The sequence below is a fragment of the Rhodococcus sp. 06-235-1A genome, assembly GCF_002258785.1.
Taxonomy (GTDB): domain Bacteria; phylum Actinomycetota; class Actinomycetes; order Mycobacteriales; family Mycobacteriaceae; genus Rhodococcoides.
The window spans coordinates 129,744-149,696 of the sequence record NZ_NOYI01000013.1 but is presented as its reverse complement, the minus strand read 5'-3'; the positions used below and the strand labels follow the sequence as shown (position 1 = coordinate 149,696).

Here is a 19,953-nt window from a genome sequence, read left to right as displayed (position 1 = left end):
ACCGTGAGCCTGCCGAAGCCCAGCCCAGATGCCCGCGCCGTCGTCACCGGAGCTTCCTCCGGAATCGGTGAAGCCCTGGCCACCGAACTCGCCGCCCGTGGTCATGCACTGATCATCGTGGCCCGACGCGGCGAACTGCTCGAGGCGTTGGCTGCGAAACTCGCGGCCGAACACGGCGTTGCCGTCGAGGTGCGGCAGTCGGATCTGTCGAATCGCGAGCAGCGGCAGGCACTGGTCACCGAGTTGTCCGAGCGCGAGATCTCCATCCTGTGCAACAACGCGGGTATCGCGACGTTCGGACCGGTGGCCGGTCTGGACCCGGCGTACGAGCGCGATCAGGTCGAATTGAATGCCGTTGCGGTACACGACCTCACGTTGGCCGTCATGCCCGGCATGATCGGCCGCGGAGCCGGTGGCATCCTCATCACCGGTTCGGCGGCAGGCAACATGGCCATCCCCAACAACGCGACGTACGCGGCAACCAAGGCCTTCGTCAACACGTTCTCGGAGTCACTGCGCGGTGAGCTCGCGGGCACCGACGTCAACGTCACCCTGCTCGCCCCGGGCCCGGTCCGCACCGAGACACCCGACCCCGCCGAGGCCTCCATCGTCGACAAGATGGTTCCCGACTTCCTGTGGATCGACAGCGCCTACACGGCAAAGCTGTCCCTCGACGGCCTCGCGAAGAACAAGATGCGCGTCGTACCCGGCCTGCTGAGCAAGGGAATGTCGGTCGCCGGGCAGTACAGCCCGCGCAGCATCTCCGCACCGATCATCGGCAGCTTTTACAAGAAGCTCGGCGGCTAGCGTCGGCGCCGGCGACCGGTTCCGAAGATGCTGCGCGAGATTTCTCGCCCAGCAGCCGAGGCGGCCGATCGCAGGAAGCTCTTGACCGCCGGGTTACCCATGATGCGCTCGGCAGCCGACGGGCCCTCCGACTCGCTCGGGGGTAGGTCGGGCAGGTCGGCAGGCAGCGGCGGGATGTCGAACTTCTCGGCGGGAGCGGGCACGTTCGCCACGCGCGCGTTCATTCGCTCGTAGGCCGACTCGCGATCGATCGTCTCGCGGTACTTCACGGACAGGGTGCTCGACGACGCGGCTGCCGCGATGGCGTCGTTGCCGATGGTGTCCATCAGAGAGCGAGGCGGGCGAATCTTCGTCCACGCCACGGGCGTCGGGGCGCCCTTCTCCGAGAGCACCGTCACGATCGCCTCACCGGTACCCAACGACGTCAGCGCTTTCTCGAGGTCGTAGGCGTCGGTCTTGGGGTACGTGCGCACCGTCTTGTTCAACGCCTTCTGATCATCGGGCGTGAAGGCGCGCAGAGCGTGCTGAATCCTCGCACCCAGCTGTGAGAGAACGTCGTTGGGGACGTCGGTGGGCAGCTGCGTGCAGAAGAAGACGCCGACACCTTTGGAACGAATGAGCTTGACTGTCTGCTCCACCTGCTGCAGAAAAGCTTTCGAGGCGTCGGCGAACAGCAGGTGCGCCTCGTCGAAGATGAAGACGAGCTTGGGCTTGTCGACATCGCCCACCTCGGGCAGCGTCTGGAACAGGTCGGCGAGTACCCACATCAGGAACGTGGAGAACATCACCGGCCGCGATGCCTGAGCTCCGAGCTCGAACAGCGTGATGACGCCTCTGCCGTCGGGCCCGACGCGGAGTAGGTCCTCGGTCTCGAGCTCCGGCTCGCCGAAGAAGGTGTCACCGCCGTCTGCTTCGAGGTTGACCAGCGCGCGCAGGATCACACCTGCTGTGGCCGAAGAGACCCCGCCGATGCCCTTCAGGTCGGCCTTGCCCTCGTCACTGGTCAGGTGCATGATCACCGATCGCAGATCATTGAGGTCGAGCAGGGCGAGACCCTGGGAATCGGCCCAGTGGAAGATCAAGCCGAGCGTGGATTCCTGAGTGTTGTTCAGTCCCAACACTTTGCTGAGCAGAATCGGCCCGAACGCCGTGATGGTGGCGCGGACAGGTACCCCGATTCCTTCGGTGCCGAGGGACAGGAACTCCACCGGATGTCCTGCGGGAGCCCACTCCGTGAGACCGGTATCGGCTGCTCGGCTGCGGATCTTCTCGTTGTCCTCGCCCGGCTTCGACAGGCCCGACAGGTCGCCTTTGACGTCGGCCATCACGACGGGAACGCCTGCCGCAGAGAGTTGCTCGGCAATGCCCTGCAGTGTCTTCGTCTTTCCGGTTCCGGTGGCTCCGGCGACGAGACCGTGCCTGTTCAACGTGGCCAACGGGATTCGGATGCGGGCCGCGGGGTCGGTGACACCGTCGAGAACCACGGTTCCCAATTCCAGTGCGGCACCTGCCGATGCGTAACCGGCGGCAATCTCGGCAGCCTTACCGTTCGCGGTCGGTGTCGACCCTTGTTCCGCGGCAAGTGCCTCGGCCTCGGCGGCGTCCGCGGCAGCCAGAGCTTCGGCAGCCACTCGCGCAGCTTCGACGGCGGCCGCTTTGGCGGCCTTGGCCCTCTCCGCAGGACTGAGGGTGGGTGCCGGCTGCGTCGGGTCGACTGTCATGTCCGCGTCCTCCATGAACGTGTGCTGGTGCTGAACTGGTTCGATCGCCACCGCAAACCCTAGCGGCATCGCAGCTCGCACTAGTGTGGAGCGCGTGCAGGACAAACTCGTGTGGATCGATTGTGAAATGACCGGCTTGGACCTGAGCAAGGACAAGCTGATCGAAATTGCGGCGCTGGTGACCGACAGCGAGCTCAACATCCTCGGGGAGGGTGTCGACATCGTCATCCACGCCGACGACGACGCGTTGGCGAACATGCCTGCCGTCGTCACCGACATGCACGCCAAGTCGGGCTTGACCGACGAGGTGCGCGCGTCGACGGTGACTCTGGAGGAGGCCGAGCAGCGTGTGCTCGCGTACATCAAGGAGCACGTCCCGGTGGCCGGAACCGTTCCGCTCGCGGGAAACTCCATCGGGACCGATCGTGGATTCATCTCTCGCGACATGACCGCGCTCGACACCTACCTCCACTACCGAATGATCGACGTCAGCTCGATCAAGGAACTTTCCCGACGGTGGTACCCGCGGATCTACTACGGACAGCCGGCCAAGGGCCTTGCACACCGCGCCCTCGCGGACATCAAGGAGTCGATCAAAGAACTGCAGTACTACCGCCGGACGGCCTTCGTGGCTCCGCCGGGTCCGTCTACCAGCGACATCGCGGCCGTTATTCAGGATCTCGACACGCAACCGGGGGCGGATTAGCAACCGCGGATTCAACCCGCTAGTATTGTCGACGCTGCTGATGGAGAGCCGGAAACGGTTCTGCTGATGTGGACATGGTGGGTGTAGTTCAGCTGGTAGAGCACCAGGTTGTGATCCTGGGTGTCGCGGGTTCGAGTCCCGTCACTCACCCCATACGAACAAGGCCGGTCTCCTCGTGAGGCCGGTCTTTTTCGTGCGCTCATTTCACCGTCCCCCACACCCTCACTGGGGTCCCCGCATCCACCCTGACCTCGAATTACGTTGTTGTAATTCAACTTTCAGGTTTCCTGCGGGGTTGATGTGACGTACGGTAACTATTGGCACTTTTGGGGAAGAAAAGTACCAATGTGATTCATGTGTTTTCTGCTACGTGAGTTCAGCGTGCCCCGAAGCGTCACCGAACATGTTCGACGCCCAGCTCTCACCCATCCGACGGGTGTGCGGCGGGCAGAGACGAGGAGGCTTTTCAGTGGGTCGCAGATTGCACAGAGTCATAGCGGGTTCGATCTTGTCGGCAGCACTGTGCATCGGCACAACCGGCTTGCTCAGCCCAGCGGTGGCCACCGCTCAACCCACGATCGAACTACCTCAGATCCCGATCCCCCAGCCGGACGCCCAGCAACGGGCCGCGATTCTCGCCGCCGTGCTCGACGCCACCGGCGTCCTCATCAACCAGGTCGCAGCCATCGTTCTCGACAGCGACGTGCTCACGGCACCCGAGGCCGAAGCCACTCCCGACCTGCCCGAGATCGAACTCCCGACCGCAGCGCCGACAGTCGGTCTCGGCGGCGCAGTGCTCCCGATCGACGCAGGCAAATACCGCATCACCTCGGGTTACGGCGGACGCAACAACCCGACCGGCAACGGCGCGCAGTACCACCAGGGCGTGGACCTCGCCGCCGACAGCGGGACCCCCATCCATGCGGTGACCGGCGGAACCGTCGTTCAGGCCGGAGACGCGGGTGACGGCTACGGCAAGCTCGTCCGGGTCAAGAGCGGCAACACCGAGACCTACTACGGCCATCAGTCCAGCCTCGCGGTGTCGGTCGGCGACCAGGTGGCACCGGGAGACGTACTCGGCGCAGTCGGCAGCACCGGAAACTCGACCGGACCGCATCTGCACTTCGAGGTACGCAACAACGGCTCGAGCATCGAACCGGTGGCGTATCTGAAGACACTCGGGATCGATCCTTCGCTGTATCAAACCCGCGATCGAAGCTGATCCACCCGATCGAAACCGATCAGACCGTGGTGGCGTTGCCCGCTTTCCACTCGTCCCACGGGATGTTCCAATCACCGAGGCCGTCGGTACCCGACAGCGTTCCACCGACGGTGTTCTTCACGACGACGATGTCGCCGCGCTTGGTGTTGTCGTAGACCCACTTGGCATTGGTGGGGCTCAGATTCAGGCAACCGTGCGAGGCGTTCGAGTACCCCTGTTGCCCCACCGACCACGGTGCGGAGTGGAAGAAGATGCCGCTGTAGGACATTCGCGTCGCCCAATCGACGGGCGTTCGGTATCCGGTGGACGAGTTCACCGGCACGCCGTACGTCGAAGAATCCATCACGAGGTGCTCGAAACGGTCACCGATGATGTAGACGCCGTTGTCGGTCGGGGTGCTGTCCTTGCCCATCGACGTCGGCATGGTGATGACGTCCTGGCCGTTGACGTTGAACGTCACCTGCTTGGTGTTGTCGTCGGCGGTGGCGATGACGGCATCACCGATCGTGAACGATGTCGTCGCGTTCTCCTGACCGTAGATGTCGTCACCGAGGTCACGCCCGTACACGTTCACCGCCACGTCGACCTTGGTGCCGGGTGCCCAGTAGTTCTGTGGTCGCCAACGAACCTCTTTGTTGTTGACCCAATAGAACGCGCCTTCGACGGCCGGCGTCGTGGTGACGGTGATCGCGTTCTGCGCGGCAATCTTGTCGGTGATCGGTTCGTCGAACTGAACCGCGACGGGCTGCCCGATACCCACGATGTCGCCGGGGTTCGGCAGTACGTAGGGCTTGGTGAAGTTTCCGGGCTGGCTGGTGGTGAAACTGGTGACCGTGCTCGACGCTCCCCCGAGTCCGTACGCGTCGGCCTGGACGCGGTATTCGCGGTCGTAGCCGAGCGGTTCGGTATTGGTCCACGACAATCCGTCGGGCGAAATCGCGCCCGAGACCGGCTCGCCCTCCGGGTTGAGCATCGTCACGGAGGACAATTTGCCGTCGGCGACCGAGACGGTCACCGAGTCCGCCGGCGAGAATCCGACGGCTCCGTCGAGGACGCTCGAGGTCAGCTTCGGCTTCATCAGCTCGGTCATCGGGTTGGAATCGATCGGCACCGACGGTTCGGAGATGTCCGATGCAGAACTACATCCCGACAGGACTGCCACCGAAGCAACCACTCCCACCGCGGCGAGTACGAATCCGCGATACACCCTCATGAACCACACCACTTCCCACTTCGAGCCCGACCCGGACGATTGTGCCAGCGGAAAATCGGACACTCCAGTCGACAGCCCGTTCGATGAATAACGTTCGAGTACCAATCGCGAAGCAGAAAGTTCGTGTTACCTCCCGACCGGCACCGACGCACACCGGAGCACAACTTCACCCGATCCGGCGGAGCATGGTGAGGACAACGTCATATCCGGCTAACTGACGTGTAATGACCGCGCACCCTGGGCCGGGCACTGTGGAACCCATGGTCACCACGGTGAAGACGCTCTGCGCGTACTGCGGCGTGGGTTGCGGCATGGTGCTCCAGGTCGGCGGCCTTTCCACGTCCTCCGATGCGAGCTCGAGCAGGCCCGTCGTCACCAAGTCCGTCGGCGACAAGTCTCACCCGGCCAACTTCGGCCGCCTCTGCACCAAGGGAACGACCACAGCGGACATGCTCGCCGGTCCCGGGCGGCTCGACAAGGCTCGGGTTCGGCACCGCCGCGGCGAGCGCCCGGAGAGCATGGACACCGCGGTTGCGATCAACGACACCGCACTGCGGCTCCGAACCATCATCGACGAACACGGCCCCGATGCAGTCGCCCTGTACGTGTCAGGACAGATGTCGATCGAGGCTCAGTACCTGTCGAACAAACTGGCCAAGGGGTTCATCGGCACCAACCAGATCGAGTCGAACTCCCGGCTGTGCATGGCAAGTGCGGGAACCGGATACAAGCAATCGTTGGGTGCCGACGGACCACCTGGGTCCTACGAGGACTTCGACCATGCCGACGTCTTCCTCGTCATCGGGTCCAACATGGCCGACTGCCATCCCATTCTGTTTCTGCGGATGATGGACCGGGTCAAGGCCGGTGCCACGCTGATCGTCGTCGACCCGCGCCGTACCGCCACCGCGGACAAGGCACACCTGCACCTCAAGCTCGAGCCGGGATCGGACCTCGCCCTGCTCAACGGGTTGCTCGCACTCATCGTGGAGAACGGCGACATCGACCCCGAGTTCATCACGGAGTTCACCGACGGGTGGGACGCGATGCCGGAGTTCCTCGCCGAGTACACCCCGGAGAAGGTCTGTGCTGCAACGGGTCTCGACGAGAAGGACCTCCGTAGTGCGGCCGAGATGATCGGTGCTGCGAAGAACTGGATGAGCTGCTGGACCATGGGACTCAATCAGTCGACCCACGGAACCTGGAACACCAACGCGCTGTGCAACCTGCATCTCGCCACCGGCGCCATCTGCAGGACGGGTAGCGGACCCTTCTCTCTGACCGGGCAACCGAACGCCATGGGCGGACGGGAAATGGGCTACATGGGCCCGGGGTTGCCGGGGCAACGGTCGGTGGTCAACGACGCCGATCGTGAATTCGTCGAGGATCGATGGGGCGTCCCGCGCGGAACCCTGCGCACCGACATCGGCGGCGGGACCATCGAGATGTTCTCCAAGCTGGCCGCAGGCGAGATCAAGGCCTGTTGGATCATCTGCACCAATCCCGTTGCGTCGGTGGCCAACCGAACGACCGTGATCGACGGCCTCGAGCGCGCCGAGTTGGTGATCACCCAGGATGCATTCGCCGACACCGAAACCAACGGATATGCCGATGTCGTGCTGCCGGCTGCCCTGTGGACGGAAGCCGAGGGTGTGATGGTCAATTCCGAGCGCAACCTGACGCTGTTCCAACCGGCAGTCGAGGCACCGGGCGGCGCATTGCCGGACTGGAAGATCATCGCCGACATGGCCTGCGCGCTCGGATACTCGGAGGCCTTCACCTACACGAGCGCCGAGGAGGTGTTCGAGGAGATCAAGCAATTCTGGAACCCCGACACCGGCTACGACATTCGCGGAGTCACCTACGAGCGCCTGCGCGAGAATCCACTCCAGTGGCCGTGTCCACCCGATGGAACAGCCACCAGAAGCCCGATCCGCTACCTCAACGACGGGGTCAGCCAGAGACAACGTGTATGCGAGGACGGATCGATTCCGGCACTGTCCTTCCCCACCCCGAGCGGTCGGGCCCAGTTCTTCGCCAGGCCGAGCATGGTGCCTGCGGAGATGCCCGACGACGACTACCCGTTCCTGCTCAACACCGGTCGCCTTCCACACCAGTGGCACACCATGACCAAGACCGGCAAGGTCGCAAAGCTCAACAAGCTCGATTCCGGCCCGTTCGTCGAGGTGCACCCCCTCGATGCCGACCGACTCGGGGTGGTCGACGGCGACAGTGTCGAGGTCGCGTCCCGTCGCGGCCGAGCAGTTCTTCCTGCCGTCGTCACCGATCGAGTGCTCCCGGGCAACTGCTTCGCGCCCTTCCACTGGAACGACGAGTTCGGCGAGAACCTCGCCATCAATGCCGTCACCAACGACGCCATCGATCCGTACTCTCAGCAACCCGAATTCAAGGCGTGTGCCGTCACGCTCACCAGAGTTGCGGCAGCAGAGAAGGCGTCACCCATGGGCGACGACGGTGCGACCGATCCGGTCGACGCACTCGCCACGATCGTCGGCCGTCCTGCACGCCCTTCGGAACCGTTGACCACGATCGAGCAGCGTTACATCGCAGGACTTCTCGAAGGTCTGGGCAGTGAGGCGGGCCGCAGCGCAGCGGGAACGCCGACACTCCCGTCGCAGACTCCCCTGTCCCCCGAGACCCACGCATGGCTCGACGGCGTTCTTGCGGGCCTGTTTTCGCGTCGACCCGACACCCACGGTGCTACCTCCGGCATGTCGGCCGAGACCGCTGCTCCGGGGCGGCCGGTACTGCTGCTCTGGGCCTCGCAGACCGGCACAGCCGAGGAGTACGCCCAGTCCTGCCTCTCCCATCTCCGGGGAGCAGGCCTGACGATCATCGAACACTCGATGGATACGTTCACCGTCGATCGCTTGCCGGCCGAAGCCGATGTGCTGATCGTCAGCAGTACCACCGGTGACGGCGAAGCACCCGACAACGGTGCGACGTTCTGGGACAGCCTCGTCGCCGAGTCGACCCCCAAGCTCTCCGGAACTCGTTACGCCGTATTGGCTTTCGGAGACTCGAGCTACGCGGACTTCTGCGGTCACGGGCGCAGGATGGACGAACGCCTCGCCGAGTTGGGTGCCGAGCGACTGCTCGAGCGAGTCGATTGCGAACCGGACTACGAGAGCGAGGCCGCGGCATGGCTGGACGCGGTGGTCGACCGGCTCCGGCGCGATGACAACACCACCGCCGAAGCACCTGTGGAGTCCACCGAGCGCATCGTTCCGCAGCCACGAGTGGAGCCGGAACGGTACAGCAAGAAGTCACCACTGGTGACCACTCTTGTACGCAATCGGGTACTGACTGCCCGCGGATCCATCAAGGATGTCCGCCAGTTCGGATTCCATCTGCCCGACGGCACCCTCGAGTACGAGGTCGGCGACGCACTCGGAGTATGGCCGCGCAACAGCGACGCCTACGTCGACGAGTGGCTCGAGGCCACCGGCCTGGACAGCGACGAAGCCGTCGATCTCGCGGGACACGGCTCGATGTCTCTGCGCACGGCACTGAGCAGTCACCTCGAGATCGCCCGTGCGACACCGGATCTACTGAAGTTCGTCCATCGACGGACTGCGGACGACGATCTGGAGGCGATGCTACATCCCGACAACAAGCACGCGCTGTTCGATTGGATGTGGGGTCGCCAGTCGATCGATGTGCTTGCTGCACATCCGGTTCGGGCATCGGTGACCGACTGGTTGGGAGTTCTCAAACCATTGCAGCCACGGCTGTACTCGATTTCGTCGAGTCCGAAGGAGAATCCCAACGAGGTACAGGTGACAGTCTCTGCTGTGCGCTACAACGTGCACGGAGTCCCCCGGCGCGGCGTCTGCTCCACCTACCTGGCCGACCATGCTTCGAACGACGAAGTGGGGATATTCGTGCAGAAGACCTCGCACTTCAAACCGCCGGACGATCCGAACACCCCGATGATCATGGTGGGCCCGGGTACCGGTGTCGCTCCGTTTCGCGCGTTCCTGCACGAGCGTCGTGCACTCGGGCACACCGGTCCCAATTGGCTGTTCTTCGGTGAGCAGCACGCCGACACGGACTTCTACTACCGAGACGAACTGACGGAGATGCTCGGCGACGGTTCGCTGAACCGACTGGACGTCGCGTTCTCGCGCGATCAGAAAGACAAGGTCTACGTCCAGGATCGGATGCGCGAACACGGGGCCGAGTTGTGGAACTGGATCCATCGCGGTGCCCACTTCTACGTGTGCGGCGATGCATCCAGAATGGCCAAGGACGTCGATGCCGCGCTGAAGGGCGTCGTGGCCCAACACGGCAAGCTCGCTCCGAGCAGCGCCGAGGCCTACGTCAAAGCCCTGGCTGCGGAAAAGCGCTACGTCCGGGACGTCTACTGAGTCGGTGGAACCGTGCGAGTCAGGAATTCGATCTGGTCCGCAACCACGCGCTCGAACGCATCGCCCAGGTAGATCTCGAAATGACCGGCGTCGTAGGTCTTGATCTCTCCGAGTGGAGCGGTCCGCGCGTAGCGCAGTGTGGCCTTCGCGGGCGCGACCGAGTCCGTCTCGCAGACGACGAACAGAATGGGGCAGCGGACGTCCATGGCCCGACGCCCGGGCCGGTGCCGCACGATCTGCAGCGCCACTCTGGCGGCGACCCGGTTGTGGAACGTGTCGTCGGCGTCCGGCGCGAGTGCCAGGTAGCCGTCATAACTGTCGGGCGAGGTCATCAGTGCGGTCGTCCCGGGTCGCCCGGCAGTGTTCACCATCGACGGCGGTCGCCCGATCACCGATCCCGCCAGATCCCCCAGGGCCCGTCCGGTCAGCTTCATCGACGTCCAGGTGTTCGATGCGAGTCCCGATGCAATTCCGTCGGTGAACGGGCACTGCGAGACCACTGCCGCGACCTGCTGATCGCGGGCGGCGGCGACGATGACGTGGCCACCGCCGAACGACGACCCCCACAGCACGATTCGAGAGGTGTCCACATCCGAACGAGACCGGACATGGGCGATGGCCGACGCCCAGTCCTGCAGCTGCGATTCGATGTCGAGCAACTGTCGTGGCTCGCCTCCGCTGGCCCCGAAGTAGCGATAGTCGAACACCAGACAGGCATACCCTGCGGCGCGGAAGCGCTCCGCGTAGGCGTCCAGTCGCATTTCCCGAGTACCACCGAGGCCGTGCGCCATGACGATCACCGGTGCCGGGTGTACACCGGTCGGAACATAGAGCCACGCCGCGCAGGTCTCACCACGAGAATCGAACGTGACGTCGAAGCGATCTGGGATAGGGCCCCCCGGCGCTGGATTCATGAGCAGACGATAGCCCACGGAGCGGTCGGAAGGCCGGTCCTCGCGCCTTCCTGTTACTTCGGCAAACACGAACGCCGGCCGTGGCCGCTGTGCTTGAATCGAGTGCCGACCGAGAACGAAGGGGTCTGATGTGACTCGCGCCATGACGAGATCGAACGAGCATTATCAATGGTGTGTCGGCGTGATGACCAGCCTCGCCCTGACCACGGCGGTCAAACGCATCGTGTCCGCTGCCGCGCTCGCCATGGCCGTGGTCGTGACCCTCGAGCTCGCCTTCGGTTACGGTGCCACGACAACCATTCCGTCGATCGTGCAGTGGACGTGCATGATCGCCGCATACGTCATGGGTGCGTTCTGGTGGTTCGGTCCGTGGCCGACGCTCAGGCAGTCGTTCGCCTTCGTCGTCATCGCAAACCTCGCGATTTTCGGTGCCACCATCACGGCAGATTTCGCGCCCGAGGTCACTCTCGGCAAGTGCGCATTCCTCATTCCCATCGGCATGCTGGTGGGCTTCTTCTTCGACAAGTGGCGGCTGGCCACGCACGTTCTCATGTGCCTGCTCGGCACGACGATCGTCGCGGTCTACATCGTCGTCGAGCGCGGAGTGGACACGTTCGTGGCGGTGGTGCTGTGGGCTCCGATCGTCATCTCCCTCACCGGATTCGCCCTGTTGCTGCAGGCAACGACGCAATCGATGCGTCTCGAATTCGAGTAGTGCGGCAGTCGGTCAGAACGTCAGTAGCACTTTGCTCGATCGCGATGCGTCAGCGGCGACCGCGAAGGCGTCGAGCGCCTCGGTGACGGGATATTCGGCCGTGACGACCGCTCCGACGTCGAGGGAACCGTCGGCCAATGCCTCGATGACGTCGTCCATCTCGTCGTTGAACCGGAAGGAACCGACGAGGTCGATCTCGCGCGTGATCGCCGACGACACCGGAACCGGCTGATCACCGGCCGGGGGTAGCCCCACCATCACCACGCGGCCGCCGCGCATGGTGCCGTTGATCGCCGACGCCAGACCGCGGTGATTACCCGAGCACTCGAACGTGACGTCTGCCTCGACGGAGGCGATCGCCACGCCGTCGCGAGCATCGATCGTCCGGTGCGCACCGAGTGCACGTGCCACTTCGAGCGAGTAATCCTGCAGGTCGACCGCGACGATGTGCTCCGCACCCGCCCGCGCGGCCACCGCCACGACGAGTGCACCGATCGGGCCGGTACCGATGACGAGGACGGTCGAGCCCCGGACGTCGCCGGCGCGTTCGACAGCGTGCCAGGCGACGCTCGCCGGCTCGGCCAGCGCCGCGATTCTCAGGTCCAGCGTCGGTGGCAGTACTCGAAGCATTCGCGTCGGGACAGCGACGTGTCCGATGAACAGCCCGTCGTTGTGCGGCACCTGCGCCGCGCTTCCCATGTACCGACATCCTGGCGACAGGTTCGGACGATCGGCCGGGTACTTCGCACCCGTTCCGCCGGGCGTGGCCGGATGGACGGTCACCGGGGTGCCCTCGTTGGGACCGCTGCCGTCTTCGGCGCGCCGAACCACGGTTCCGGACGCCTCGTGACCCAACCGCATCGGTGCCTTCAGCACGGATTGGCCTACTGCGCCGTGCTGCCAGTAGTGCAGGTCCGACCCGCAGATCCCGCCGTAGGCAATGGCGATGATCGCCTCGTCCGGTGCCGCGGGTGTCACTGCGACGGTGTCGAGACGCAGATCGTCGGCGGCATGGGCGATCAGGGCGACGGTGCTCTCGGGAATCCTTGGCGCTTCGGTCATGGTGGTACTCGTCCGTCCGTTCTCAATCATCGGGTGACCGCCTCCTCGGAGGTGAGTAGGTCGAGTTCGTCTCGGCGGGGCATACCTTCCCAGTCGCCCGGGACCGTGCACGCGAAGGCACCCACGGTCGTTGCCGTTCGCAGCCGCTCGTCGATCGGTGCACCGGCGAGCCGTTCGGCCAGGTAGCCGGCCACGAAGCCGTCTCCTGCGCCCACGGAATCGACCACGCCCACCGACACTGCAGCGCAGGCGTATTCGATGCCCCTGGCCCGTGTCAGTGCGCCGCGGTCGCCCAGCTTGATGACGGCCTCGTCCGTGCCGAGCTCGCACAAGCGCTGCGCCAGCTCGGAGGGCGTGCCGTCGTCGACTGCGATGGCTGCCTCCTCGATACCGGCGAACACGATGTCGGCCTGCTCGATGATCTGTCGATATACCGGTGCCGCTTCGGTTTTCGTCCACAGCGCCCGGCGGTAGTTCAGATCGAACGATACAGAGATGTTGCGCTCGCGGGCTCGCTCGACGTAGAACAGCGTTGCTGTGCACGCTGTATCGGACAGCGCCGGGGTGATTCCGGTGACGTGCAGCGCAGTGACCCCGTCCCAGAGTGCCTCCGGGATGTCACCGATACGAAAGTGGGAACCTGCACTCCCCGCTCGGTAGTACCAGACCCGAGTCGACGCGGAGGTACGGCGTTCTTTCACCATCAGGCCGGTGGGTGCCTCGGGGTCACGAACGACGTGCGCGTCGACTCGTTCGGCGTACAGTTCCCTTGCCACCCGATCACCCAGGCTGTCCGAACCCACTCGGCCCACCCAGGTGACCGGAACTCCCAACCGGCGCAGTGCTATTGCGAAATTCGATTCTGCTCCTCCGATACCCAGCCGCATCGTCGACACGTGTGCGAGTGGGCCCGTGTCATGGGCGGTGGTCAGAGCCATGGTTTCGCCGAACGTCAGTACCGACACCGCAGATCAGACCTTGACCGATCCTGGATCGGTGGCGTTGGCCGGATCGGTCAGGTCCCTGTCTCGGGTTTCCGGAGCGAACGACGCGGCCACCAGCACCGAGATCGCCATGATCATCATGTACACGGCGACGGGAACCCAGGATCCGGAGAACGCGGTGATCAGAGCCGCACACAGCAGCGGCGCGATGCCGCCGCCGAACACCGAGGCGAACTCCCGGCCCAATGTCACTCCGGCGTAACGGTATCGGGCTCCGAACATCTCGGGGAAGTAACTCATCGTGACACCGACTGCGCCCTGGCACGCCAGGATGAATCCGATGATCATCACCAGGGTGATCAACGTGTGCGAGCCGGTGTTCAGTGCCATGAAGGTCGGGATCGGCAGGACGACGAGCAGGCTGACGATGCCGATGTACACCGGCTTGCGACCCACCTTGTCCGAGAGCCATCCGAAGCCCCAGGCCGCGATGCCGCCGCAGATGGCTCCGATGAGCAACACCTTCGGGATGAACGTGGGGTCCACTCCGATGTCGTTCTTCATGTACGAGGCCATGAACACCTGGTACGTGTAGGACTGTGCACTGATGCCGACAGTCATGAACATGACGATGAACAGCGGCCGCTTTCCGTTGGCGAACACTTCCTTCACCGGTGCCTTGGGGCGTTCCTGGGCCGCCTTGAGTTCCTGGAAGACCGGGGACTCGTTGAGCTTGCGCCTGATGATGAACGCGGCAATGGTGACCAGGATGCTGCTGAGGAACACCATCCGCCAGCCCCAGGACATCAGTTGGTCGTCCGGGAGCAACTGGGCCAGAATCCAGGCGATGGCACCGAGCGCGGTGCCGAGCGCAGCGCCGGTCATGACGAGGGCAGCCAATCGGCCACGTTTGCCGATTTCGGCAGTCTCGGTGAGAAGAGTTGCGCCACCTGACTGTTCGGCTCCCGCGCCGAACCCTTGGAAGAACCGACACAGCACCAGCAACACCGGGGCCAGCAGCCCTACCTGCTCGAATGTCGGTAGCAGTCCGATGGCCATCGTGGCGCCACCCATCAGCATCAGCGTCGCCACGAGCACCCATTTGCGACCCAGGCGGTCACCGTAGCGAGAGAAGAACAGTCCGCCCAGCGGACGAGCGAGGAATCCGACAGCGTAGGCACTGAAGCTGGCGATGATCCCTGCGGCCGGAGAGATGTTGGGGAAGAACAGTTTGTTGAAGATCAGCGCCGACGCGGTGCCGTAGATGACGAAGTCGTACTGCTCGAGCGTGGTGCCGATGAGGCCGGCCCACGCCGCGCGTCGTACCGCGGTCGGATCATGCTTGGCCGGCGCGATTCTGGGAGAATCCGACGGTTCTGTGGTCGTGTCCATGGTTGTCCTCGGGTGAAGTTACGGCCTGAGCCGAACGAAGGAAGGAGAAGGAGGTCAGTCGAGTGTGGCCCGGGATGCTGTGACGACAGGGCGGAGCGAAGAACTCGCCGCTTCGACGGCTGCTGCCATCGGACCGTGACGGACAACAGTATCCATCAATTCCGCTGTGCGTGTGATGAATTCGGGAAACTCGGCCAATTCGACGGGGAGGATGTCGCCGCGTTCGAGTACCGATCGAACGACATCTTCACTGGACGCTGCCGAGGCGGCAAGTCCTGCCAATCGCGCACGTGCTGGGTCGGCCATCGCACGTGCGTGCGGGCCGGGATCGAAACCTTCGGGAGGGCACACGCAGCACAGATATGCTGCCAATGTCAACGAGAGATGCTGCGGTACAACACCATTGCGCAGATGGTACAGCGCGGGGGTCGGGATTCTCTGCGCAAGCTTCGCCGAGCCGTCGGAACCGACCTGTGCGGTTCTGTGGCCCAGAGCGGAGTTGGACCACCGCACGAACAGCTGAGCGATGTAGTCCTCGATGTCCACGTCGTCCGGAACGGGCACGGTGGGGAGGTATTCGTCGACGAGTACCGCTCGCGCCGCGGCCTCGACGAACGGCCGTCCGATCGAATCCGGAATGGTCGAGCAGCCGTCGAGAGCGCCGAGATAGGCGATGAGAGAGTGTGTTCCGTTGAGCAGCCGTACCTTCATCAGCTCATAGGGTTCGACGTCCTGGGCAAAAACGGCACCGCCGGCTTCCCAGCGGGGGCGACCCGCAACGAAGCTGTCCTCCATCACCCACATCGTGAACGGCTCGGCCGGGACGGCGATGGCGTCGGCTGCGCCCAAACGGGCGGTGGACTCGGCGTCGTACGACTCACTGCTGGACGGGACGATGCGATCGACCATGGAGTTGGGGAACGTCACCGACGTGTTCAACCAGTCGAGCACGTCGTCCGCGCCGCATCGGACCAGGAATTGACGCACGAGGGCAGCGGTGCGGTCGCCGTTGCCCAGCAGGTTGTCACAACTGGCCACCGTGATCGGACATCCGTGAGTTCGAGCCCGCACCGTCAACGCTCGGGCGAGCTGTCCCACGGTCGTCGTCGGCGCGTCCGGTTGGGCCAGATCGTGCTGCACTGCAGTCGATTCGAGGTCCAGCGCTCCGGTCAGGGGCGAGAACGTATAGCCGAGCTCGGTGACGGTGATCGTGACGATCTTGACCTCCGGGTCGGCGATGGCCCGTACGACGGCAGCGGGGTCGTGCGCCGCAACCATGACTCCGGTGTGCGCTCCGGGCACACTCACGCGCGAGCCGGACGGAGAGATCTCGACCACCCCGTAGAGCAGATCCTGCGCGAGCATGGCATCGGTGACCGTCCGAGATCTGTTGGCCACTCCCAGTATTCCCCAGCGTCCGCCATCTTCCGCCAGTGCGGCGGCGGTGTACACGGCCTGGTGTGCGCGGTGGAAGTTTCCCAGGCCCAGGTGCACGATTCCGGTCCCGTCCGGCCGTGTGGGGGCGAGCCCGGAGCCGGCGAGTGCCGAACGAGACAGTCTCGAGTCACTCATTTCGTCACCAGTCCGTCATGGAGCCGTCGAGGCGACGCGCAACCGGTAGATACGCAGGCTCGTACGGGTACCTCGCCGCCAACGATTCGTCCATGTCCACTCCAAGACCGGGCGAATCACCCGGGGTGAGATAGCCGTCGGCGAACGACCATGCGTGCGGAAACACTTCGTCGACCAGCGGGTCGTAGCCCATGAATTCCTGAATCCCGAAGTTGGGCGTCGCCATGCCCAGGTGCACACTCGCGGCGAGGGTGATCGGCGAGACGTCGGACGGTCCGTGTGGCCCGCAGCGAACCTGGTGCACCTCGGCGAGCGAGAAGATCTTGCGCACATGACTGATGCCGCCGGCATGCGCGATGGCGACACGAATGAAGTCGATCAGTTTCTCGGAGATCAGCTGCTGGCAATCCCAGATGGTGTTGAACACTTCACCGATGGCGAGCGGGGTCGTGGTGTGATGGCGCACCAGCCGCAGGGCACTCTGGTCCTCGGCGGTCGTGACGTCCTCGAGCCAGAACAGGTCGACGTCCTCGAGCGACTTGCCCAGTCGCGCAGCCTGTTGCGGAGTCAATCGATGGTGCGCGTCGTGCAGCAGTTTCAGTTCGGATCCGACGTGTTCACGTACCGCTGCCAATACGCCGGGTACATGATTGAGGTAGGCGTCGGTATCCCACACTTCCTCGACCGGGTGTGCGCCGCGCCCCGCGGGTTCGTATCCCTGCGCTCCGCGGTGCACGCCGTACACCGAGTCGAGTCCGGGAACTCCCGACTGGGCACGCACGGCGCGAAAGCCCTGTGCCCGACGCCGGTCGACGGAGTCGATCAGTTCCGAGGTATCCCAACCGGTGGCATGGGTGTACGAGAGAATGCGGTCTCGGACGGCTCCACCGAGCAACTGAAACACCGGTTGCCCCAGCGTTTTGCCCTTGATGTCCCACAGCGCGAGATCGACTGCGCCGATGGCGGCCATCGTCACCGGCCCGCGACGCCAATAGACACCGCGATAGAGGTACTGCCACGTGTCCTCGATGCGCGCCGGGTCCCTCCCGATGAGCAGCGGAGCGACGTGATCCCGCAGGTACGACGCCACCGCGAGTTCCCGGCCGTTCAATGTCGCGTCGCCGTAGCCGACGACGCCGTCTGCGGTGGTCACCTTGAGGGTGACGAAGTTGCGGGTGGGGCTGCAGACGATCACATCGGCAGCGATGATCCTGTCGGTCACGAGATCGCTGCCTCTACCGTGAAGTTTTCGCCTGCAACGACATTGATCAGTGGTTGGTGCGCTGCAAGTCGACCGATGTTGGCGGTGATGTCGTCGACCCTGCCCTGGAAGGTCTCACCGGTGATGCCGGACGAGTGAGGCGTCATGAGGATGTTCGGCAGCGTGTGGAACGGACGCGGCGAGGGCGCACCGATACCGTCGGCCGAGGGGTAGTCGTACCAGACGTCGATCGCGGCACCGCCGAGCGATCCGGTCGAGAGCGCCTCGTACAGTGCGTCCTGGTGCACGAGTGGGCCGCGTCCGACGTTGATCAGAACACCATCGGATCCGAGGGCTGCAAGTTCGGTGGCGCCGATCATGCCGGTGGTGTGCTCGTTCAGCGGCGCGGACACCACGACCACGTCTGCCTCGGTCATCAGATCGAAGAGGCGATCGGTCGATGCAGCCCAGGCCAATCCGTTCTCGGCGGCATTCACCGATCCGCGGCCGGTGACCGCGATTCCGGTGCAGCCGAACGCCCGCAGCAGTGCCCAGGACTGCGCGCCGATGTGGCCGAAGCCCACGAATCCGACGGTGGCCGAACCCAGCGAGCTGGACTGCCGAAGCGTCCGGTCGTACACCGGCGACGCCCATCGCTCTTCCCGTAGTTGCCGGTCCTGTTCGAGAAATCCACGGCGCAGCACCACCGCGGTGGCGGCAACGTACTCGGCGATCGAACGCTCGTGGTGAAAGGTGTTGGCCACCAGTGTCTGCGAGCTCAGCGCATCGAAGGCCACACCGTCGGTGCCTGCTCCTGCGACGTGCACCAACCGCAGCTCCGGCGATGCCTCGGCCAGTGCGGCCGGGAACTTCCCGCCGACGTACACGGTGGCGTCGGCGATGTCGGCGGCAATCGCATCGACGTCGAACTTGTCGTGCCACGACAGTTCGATGTCGGAGGCGACGCGATCCTCGAATCGGGCGCGATGGGGCAGCAGGTTGGAATCTGCGATGACGACCTTCACTTCGGATCGTCCTTTCCTGGAGTGAGAGTGCGGTCGTGGACAGGGCCGGACGAGGCGCGGACCACGAGTTGGGTGGGGAGGTGGATCGTGCGCGCGGGCGAATCGGGCTCGGCTGCACGTTGGAACACCAGATCGGAGCTGACGAGGCCTGCGCGGCCCATCGGGACGCTGATGCTCGTCAGAGCGGGATGCGCGAGTTCCGCGAGGGGCGAATCGTCGATTCCGATGACGCTGAGATCCTCGGGAACCGCGAGACCCATCGACCGGACTCCGTTCATGACTCCGATGGCCATGGGGTCGTTGTGGGTCATGACCGCGGTGGCTCCCGTTGCGACGACGCTGGCGGCGGCGGCGTGACCACCCGCCAGGGTTTCCTGCTGCCAGCCCAGTACGTCCAACACGATTCCTCGTGCAGCACAGAACTGTTCGACGGCGTCGACCCGTCGCTCGTTGGACCAGGATCGCGGCGATCCCTGGACGTACGCGAGGTGCGAGTGACCGAGAGCTGCGAGGTAGTCCACGGCTTGCCGAATTCCGTCCTCCGAATCGGCAACGACGCAATCGCATTCGTCGGAGGACCGGTTGACGAGCACCAGCGGGGTGTCGCCTGCCAGCTGCACGATGTCCTGGGCGGGGAGTCGCGGCGCACAGACGATCAGCGCGTCGACGCGCCCCTGCAGCTCGCCGATCACCTCACGCTCACGGTCGGCGCTCCCGTCGGTGTCGGTCAGAACGATGGTCTGCCTGCGATGCCAGCCCTGGGCCTGCGCGGACTTGACGAAGCTCGCGAAGACGGTGTGGCCGATGTCGGGTACCACGACCGCGACGGTGGTCGCAGCAACGCGAGTGTCCGACGATCGACCCGAGGCCGCCACGTAGCCGATGTCGTCGGCGACCGCGATGATCCGGGCGAGCGTGTCGGCACCGATGCGGTCCGGATTACTGAACGCGCGCGATGCCGTCGACAGGGATACTCCTGCTCGCTGTGCGACCTGCGTGAGCGTCGGTGCCATGGTTCACCTCGGGGTGTTGGTTGTGATGCCGAACACAACGATTGCAGATGTTGCG

The 19,953-nt window shown here is 64.5% G+C and carries 15 protein-coding genes and 1 tRNA gene; 6 read left to right on the top strand and 10 right to left on the bottom strand.

Annotation, left to right across the window (positions count from 1 at the left end):
* The first annotated feature begins 3 nt into the window (after positions 1-3).
* On the top strand, positions 4-807 hold the full coding sequence (cmrA, locus tag CH275_RS13760) for a mycolate reductase (RefSeq protein WP_094678926.1): 804 nt from the start codon (positions 4-6) through the stop codon (positions 805-807).
* Here cmrA and CH275_RS13755 read toward each other — a convergent pair.
* Positions 804-2,528: a helicase HerA-like domain-containing protein gene (locus CH275_RS13755; protein WP_094679254.1), complete on the bottom strand. Its 1,725-nt coding sequence runs from the start codon at positions 2,526-2,528 to the stop codon at positions 804-806. The genes cmrA and CH275_RS13755 overlap by 4 nt on opposite strands.
* Before the next feature lie 94 nt (positions 2,529-2,622).
* On the opposite strand from CH275_RS13755, the gene orn reads away from it, so the two are divergent.
* The 3 genes from orn (at position 2,623) to CH275_RS13740 (ending at position 4,456) form a co-directional block, all read left to right on the top strand.
* Positions 2,623-3,234, top strand: a complete 612-nt coding sequence (gene orn, locus CH275_RS13750; protein WP_094679253.1) for an oligoribonuclease — start codon at positions 2,623-2,625, stop codon at positions 3,232-3,234.
* Between the two features lie 77 nt (positions 3,235-3,311).
* Positions 3,312-3,387: transfer RNA gene (locus CH275_RS13745), tRNA-His, on the top strand.
* Positions 3,388-3,703: 316 nt separating this feature from the next.
* Positions 3,704-4,456: a M23 family metallopeptidase gene (locus CH275_RS13740; protein ID WP_094678925.1), complete on the top strand. Its 753-nt coding sequence runs from the start codon at positions 3,704-3,706 to the stop codon at positions 4,454-4,456.
* A gap of 19 nt (positions 4,457-4,475) precedes the next feature.
* Here CH275_RS13740 and CH275_RS13735 read toward each other — a convergent pair whose 3' ends face one another.
* The gene (locus CH275_RS13735; RefSeq protein ID WP_094679252.1) at positions 4,476-5,669 is read right to left on the bottom strand and encodes a L,D-transpeptidase; all 1,194 of its coding nucleotides are present in this window, start codon (positions 5,667-5,669) and stop codon (positions 4,476-4,478) included.
* 260 nt (positions 5,670-5,929) lie between these two features.
* On the opposite strand from CH275_RS13735, the gene CH275_RS13730 reads away from it, so the two are divergent.
* Positions 5,930-10,060, top strand: coding sequence for a bifunctional nitrate reductase/sulfite reductase flavoprotein subunit alpha (locus CH275_RS13730; protein ID WP_094679251.1), 4,131 nt, complete (start codon positions 5,930-5,932; stop codon positions 10,058-10,060).
* On the opposite strand, the gene CH275_RS13725 is transcribed toward CH275_RS13730, so the two are convergent.
* Positions 10,054-10,974 (bottom strand): alpha/beta hydrolase, encoded by a 921-nt coding sequence (locus tag CH275_RS13725; protein WP_094678924.1) that lies wholly within the window; start codon positions 10,972-10,974, stop codon positions 10,054-10,056. The genes CH275_RS13730 and CH275_RS13725 overlap by 7 nt on opposite strands.
* 184 nt (positions 10,975-11,158) lie before the next feature.
* Here CH275_RS13725 and CH275_RS13720 point away from each other — a divergent pair, with 184 nt between their 5' ends.
* Complete coding sequence (locus tag CH275_RS13720) at positions 11,159-11,689, top strand: giguanylate cyclase (RefSeq protein ID WP_256991016.1); 531 nt, start codon at positions 11,159-11,161, stop codon at positions 11,687-11,689.
* Between the two features lie 12 nt (positions 11,690-11,701).
* Here CH275_RS13720 and CH275_RS13715 read toward each other — a convergent pair whose 3' ends face one another.
* From CH275_RS13715 to CH275_RS13685, 7 genes are read right to left on the bottom strand one after another with little or no spacing between them, the layout of a single operon-like run.
* Entirely contained in the window at positions 11,702-12,751 is a 1,050-nt protein-coding gene (locus CH275_RS13715) for an L-idonate 5-dehydrogenase (protein WP_256991015.1), read from the bottom strand.
* A 26-nt stretch (positions 12,752-12,777) separates the two neighbouring features.
* Positions 12,778-13,716 carry a sugar kinase gene (locus CH275_RS13710; RefSeq protein ID WP_094678921.1) on the bottom strand — a complete coding sequence of 313 codons (939 nt, stop codon included), beginning with the start codon at positions 13,714-13,716 and terminating at the stop codon, positions 12,778-12,780.
* Positions 13,717-13,722: 6 nt separating this feature from the next.
* On the bottom strand, positions 13,723-15,087 hold the full coding sequence (locus tag CH275_RS13705; RefSeq protein ID WP_094678920.1) for an MFS transporter: 1,365 nt from the start codon (positions 15,085-15,087) through the stop codon (positions 13,723-13,725).
* A 54-nt stretch (positions 15,088-15,141) separates the two neighbouring features.
* Positions 15,142-16,659, bottom strand: a complete 1,518-nt coding sequence (locus tag CH275_RS13700; protein WP_094678919.1) for a mannitol dehydrogenase family protein — start codon at positions 16,657-16,659, stop codon at positions 15,142-15,144.
* 4 nt (positions 16,660-16,663) lie between these two features.
* Complete coding sequence (gene manD / locus CH275_RS13695; RefSeq protein ID WP_094678918.1) at positions 16,664-17,881, bottom strand: D-mannonate dehydratase ManD; 1,218 nt, start codon at positions 17,879-17,881, stop codon at positions 16,664-16,666.
* Positions 17,878-18,885 (bottom strand): 2-hydroxyacid dehydrogenase, encoded by a 1,008-nt coding sequence (locus tag CH275_RS13690; RefSeq protein ID WP_094678917.1) that lies wholly within the window; start codon positions 18,883-18,885, stop codon positions 17,878-17,880. The genes manD and CH275_RS13690 overlap by 4 nt, the downstream gene beginning before the upstream one ends.
* Positions 18,882-19,898, bottom strand: a complete 1,017-nt coding sequence (locus CH275_RS13685; RefSeq protein ID WP_094678916.1) for a LacI family DNA-binding transcriptional regulator — start codon at positions 19,896-19,898, stop codon at positions 18,882-18,884. Before CH275_RS13685 ends, CH275_RS13690 begins: the two co-directional genes overlap by 4 nt.
* Between the last annotated feature and the right edge of the window lie 55 nt (positions 19,899-19,953).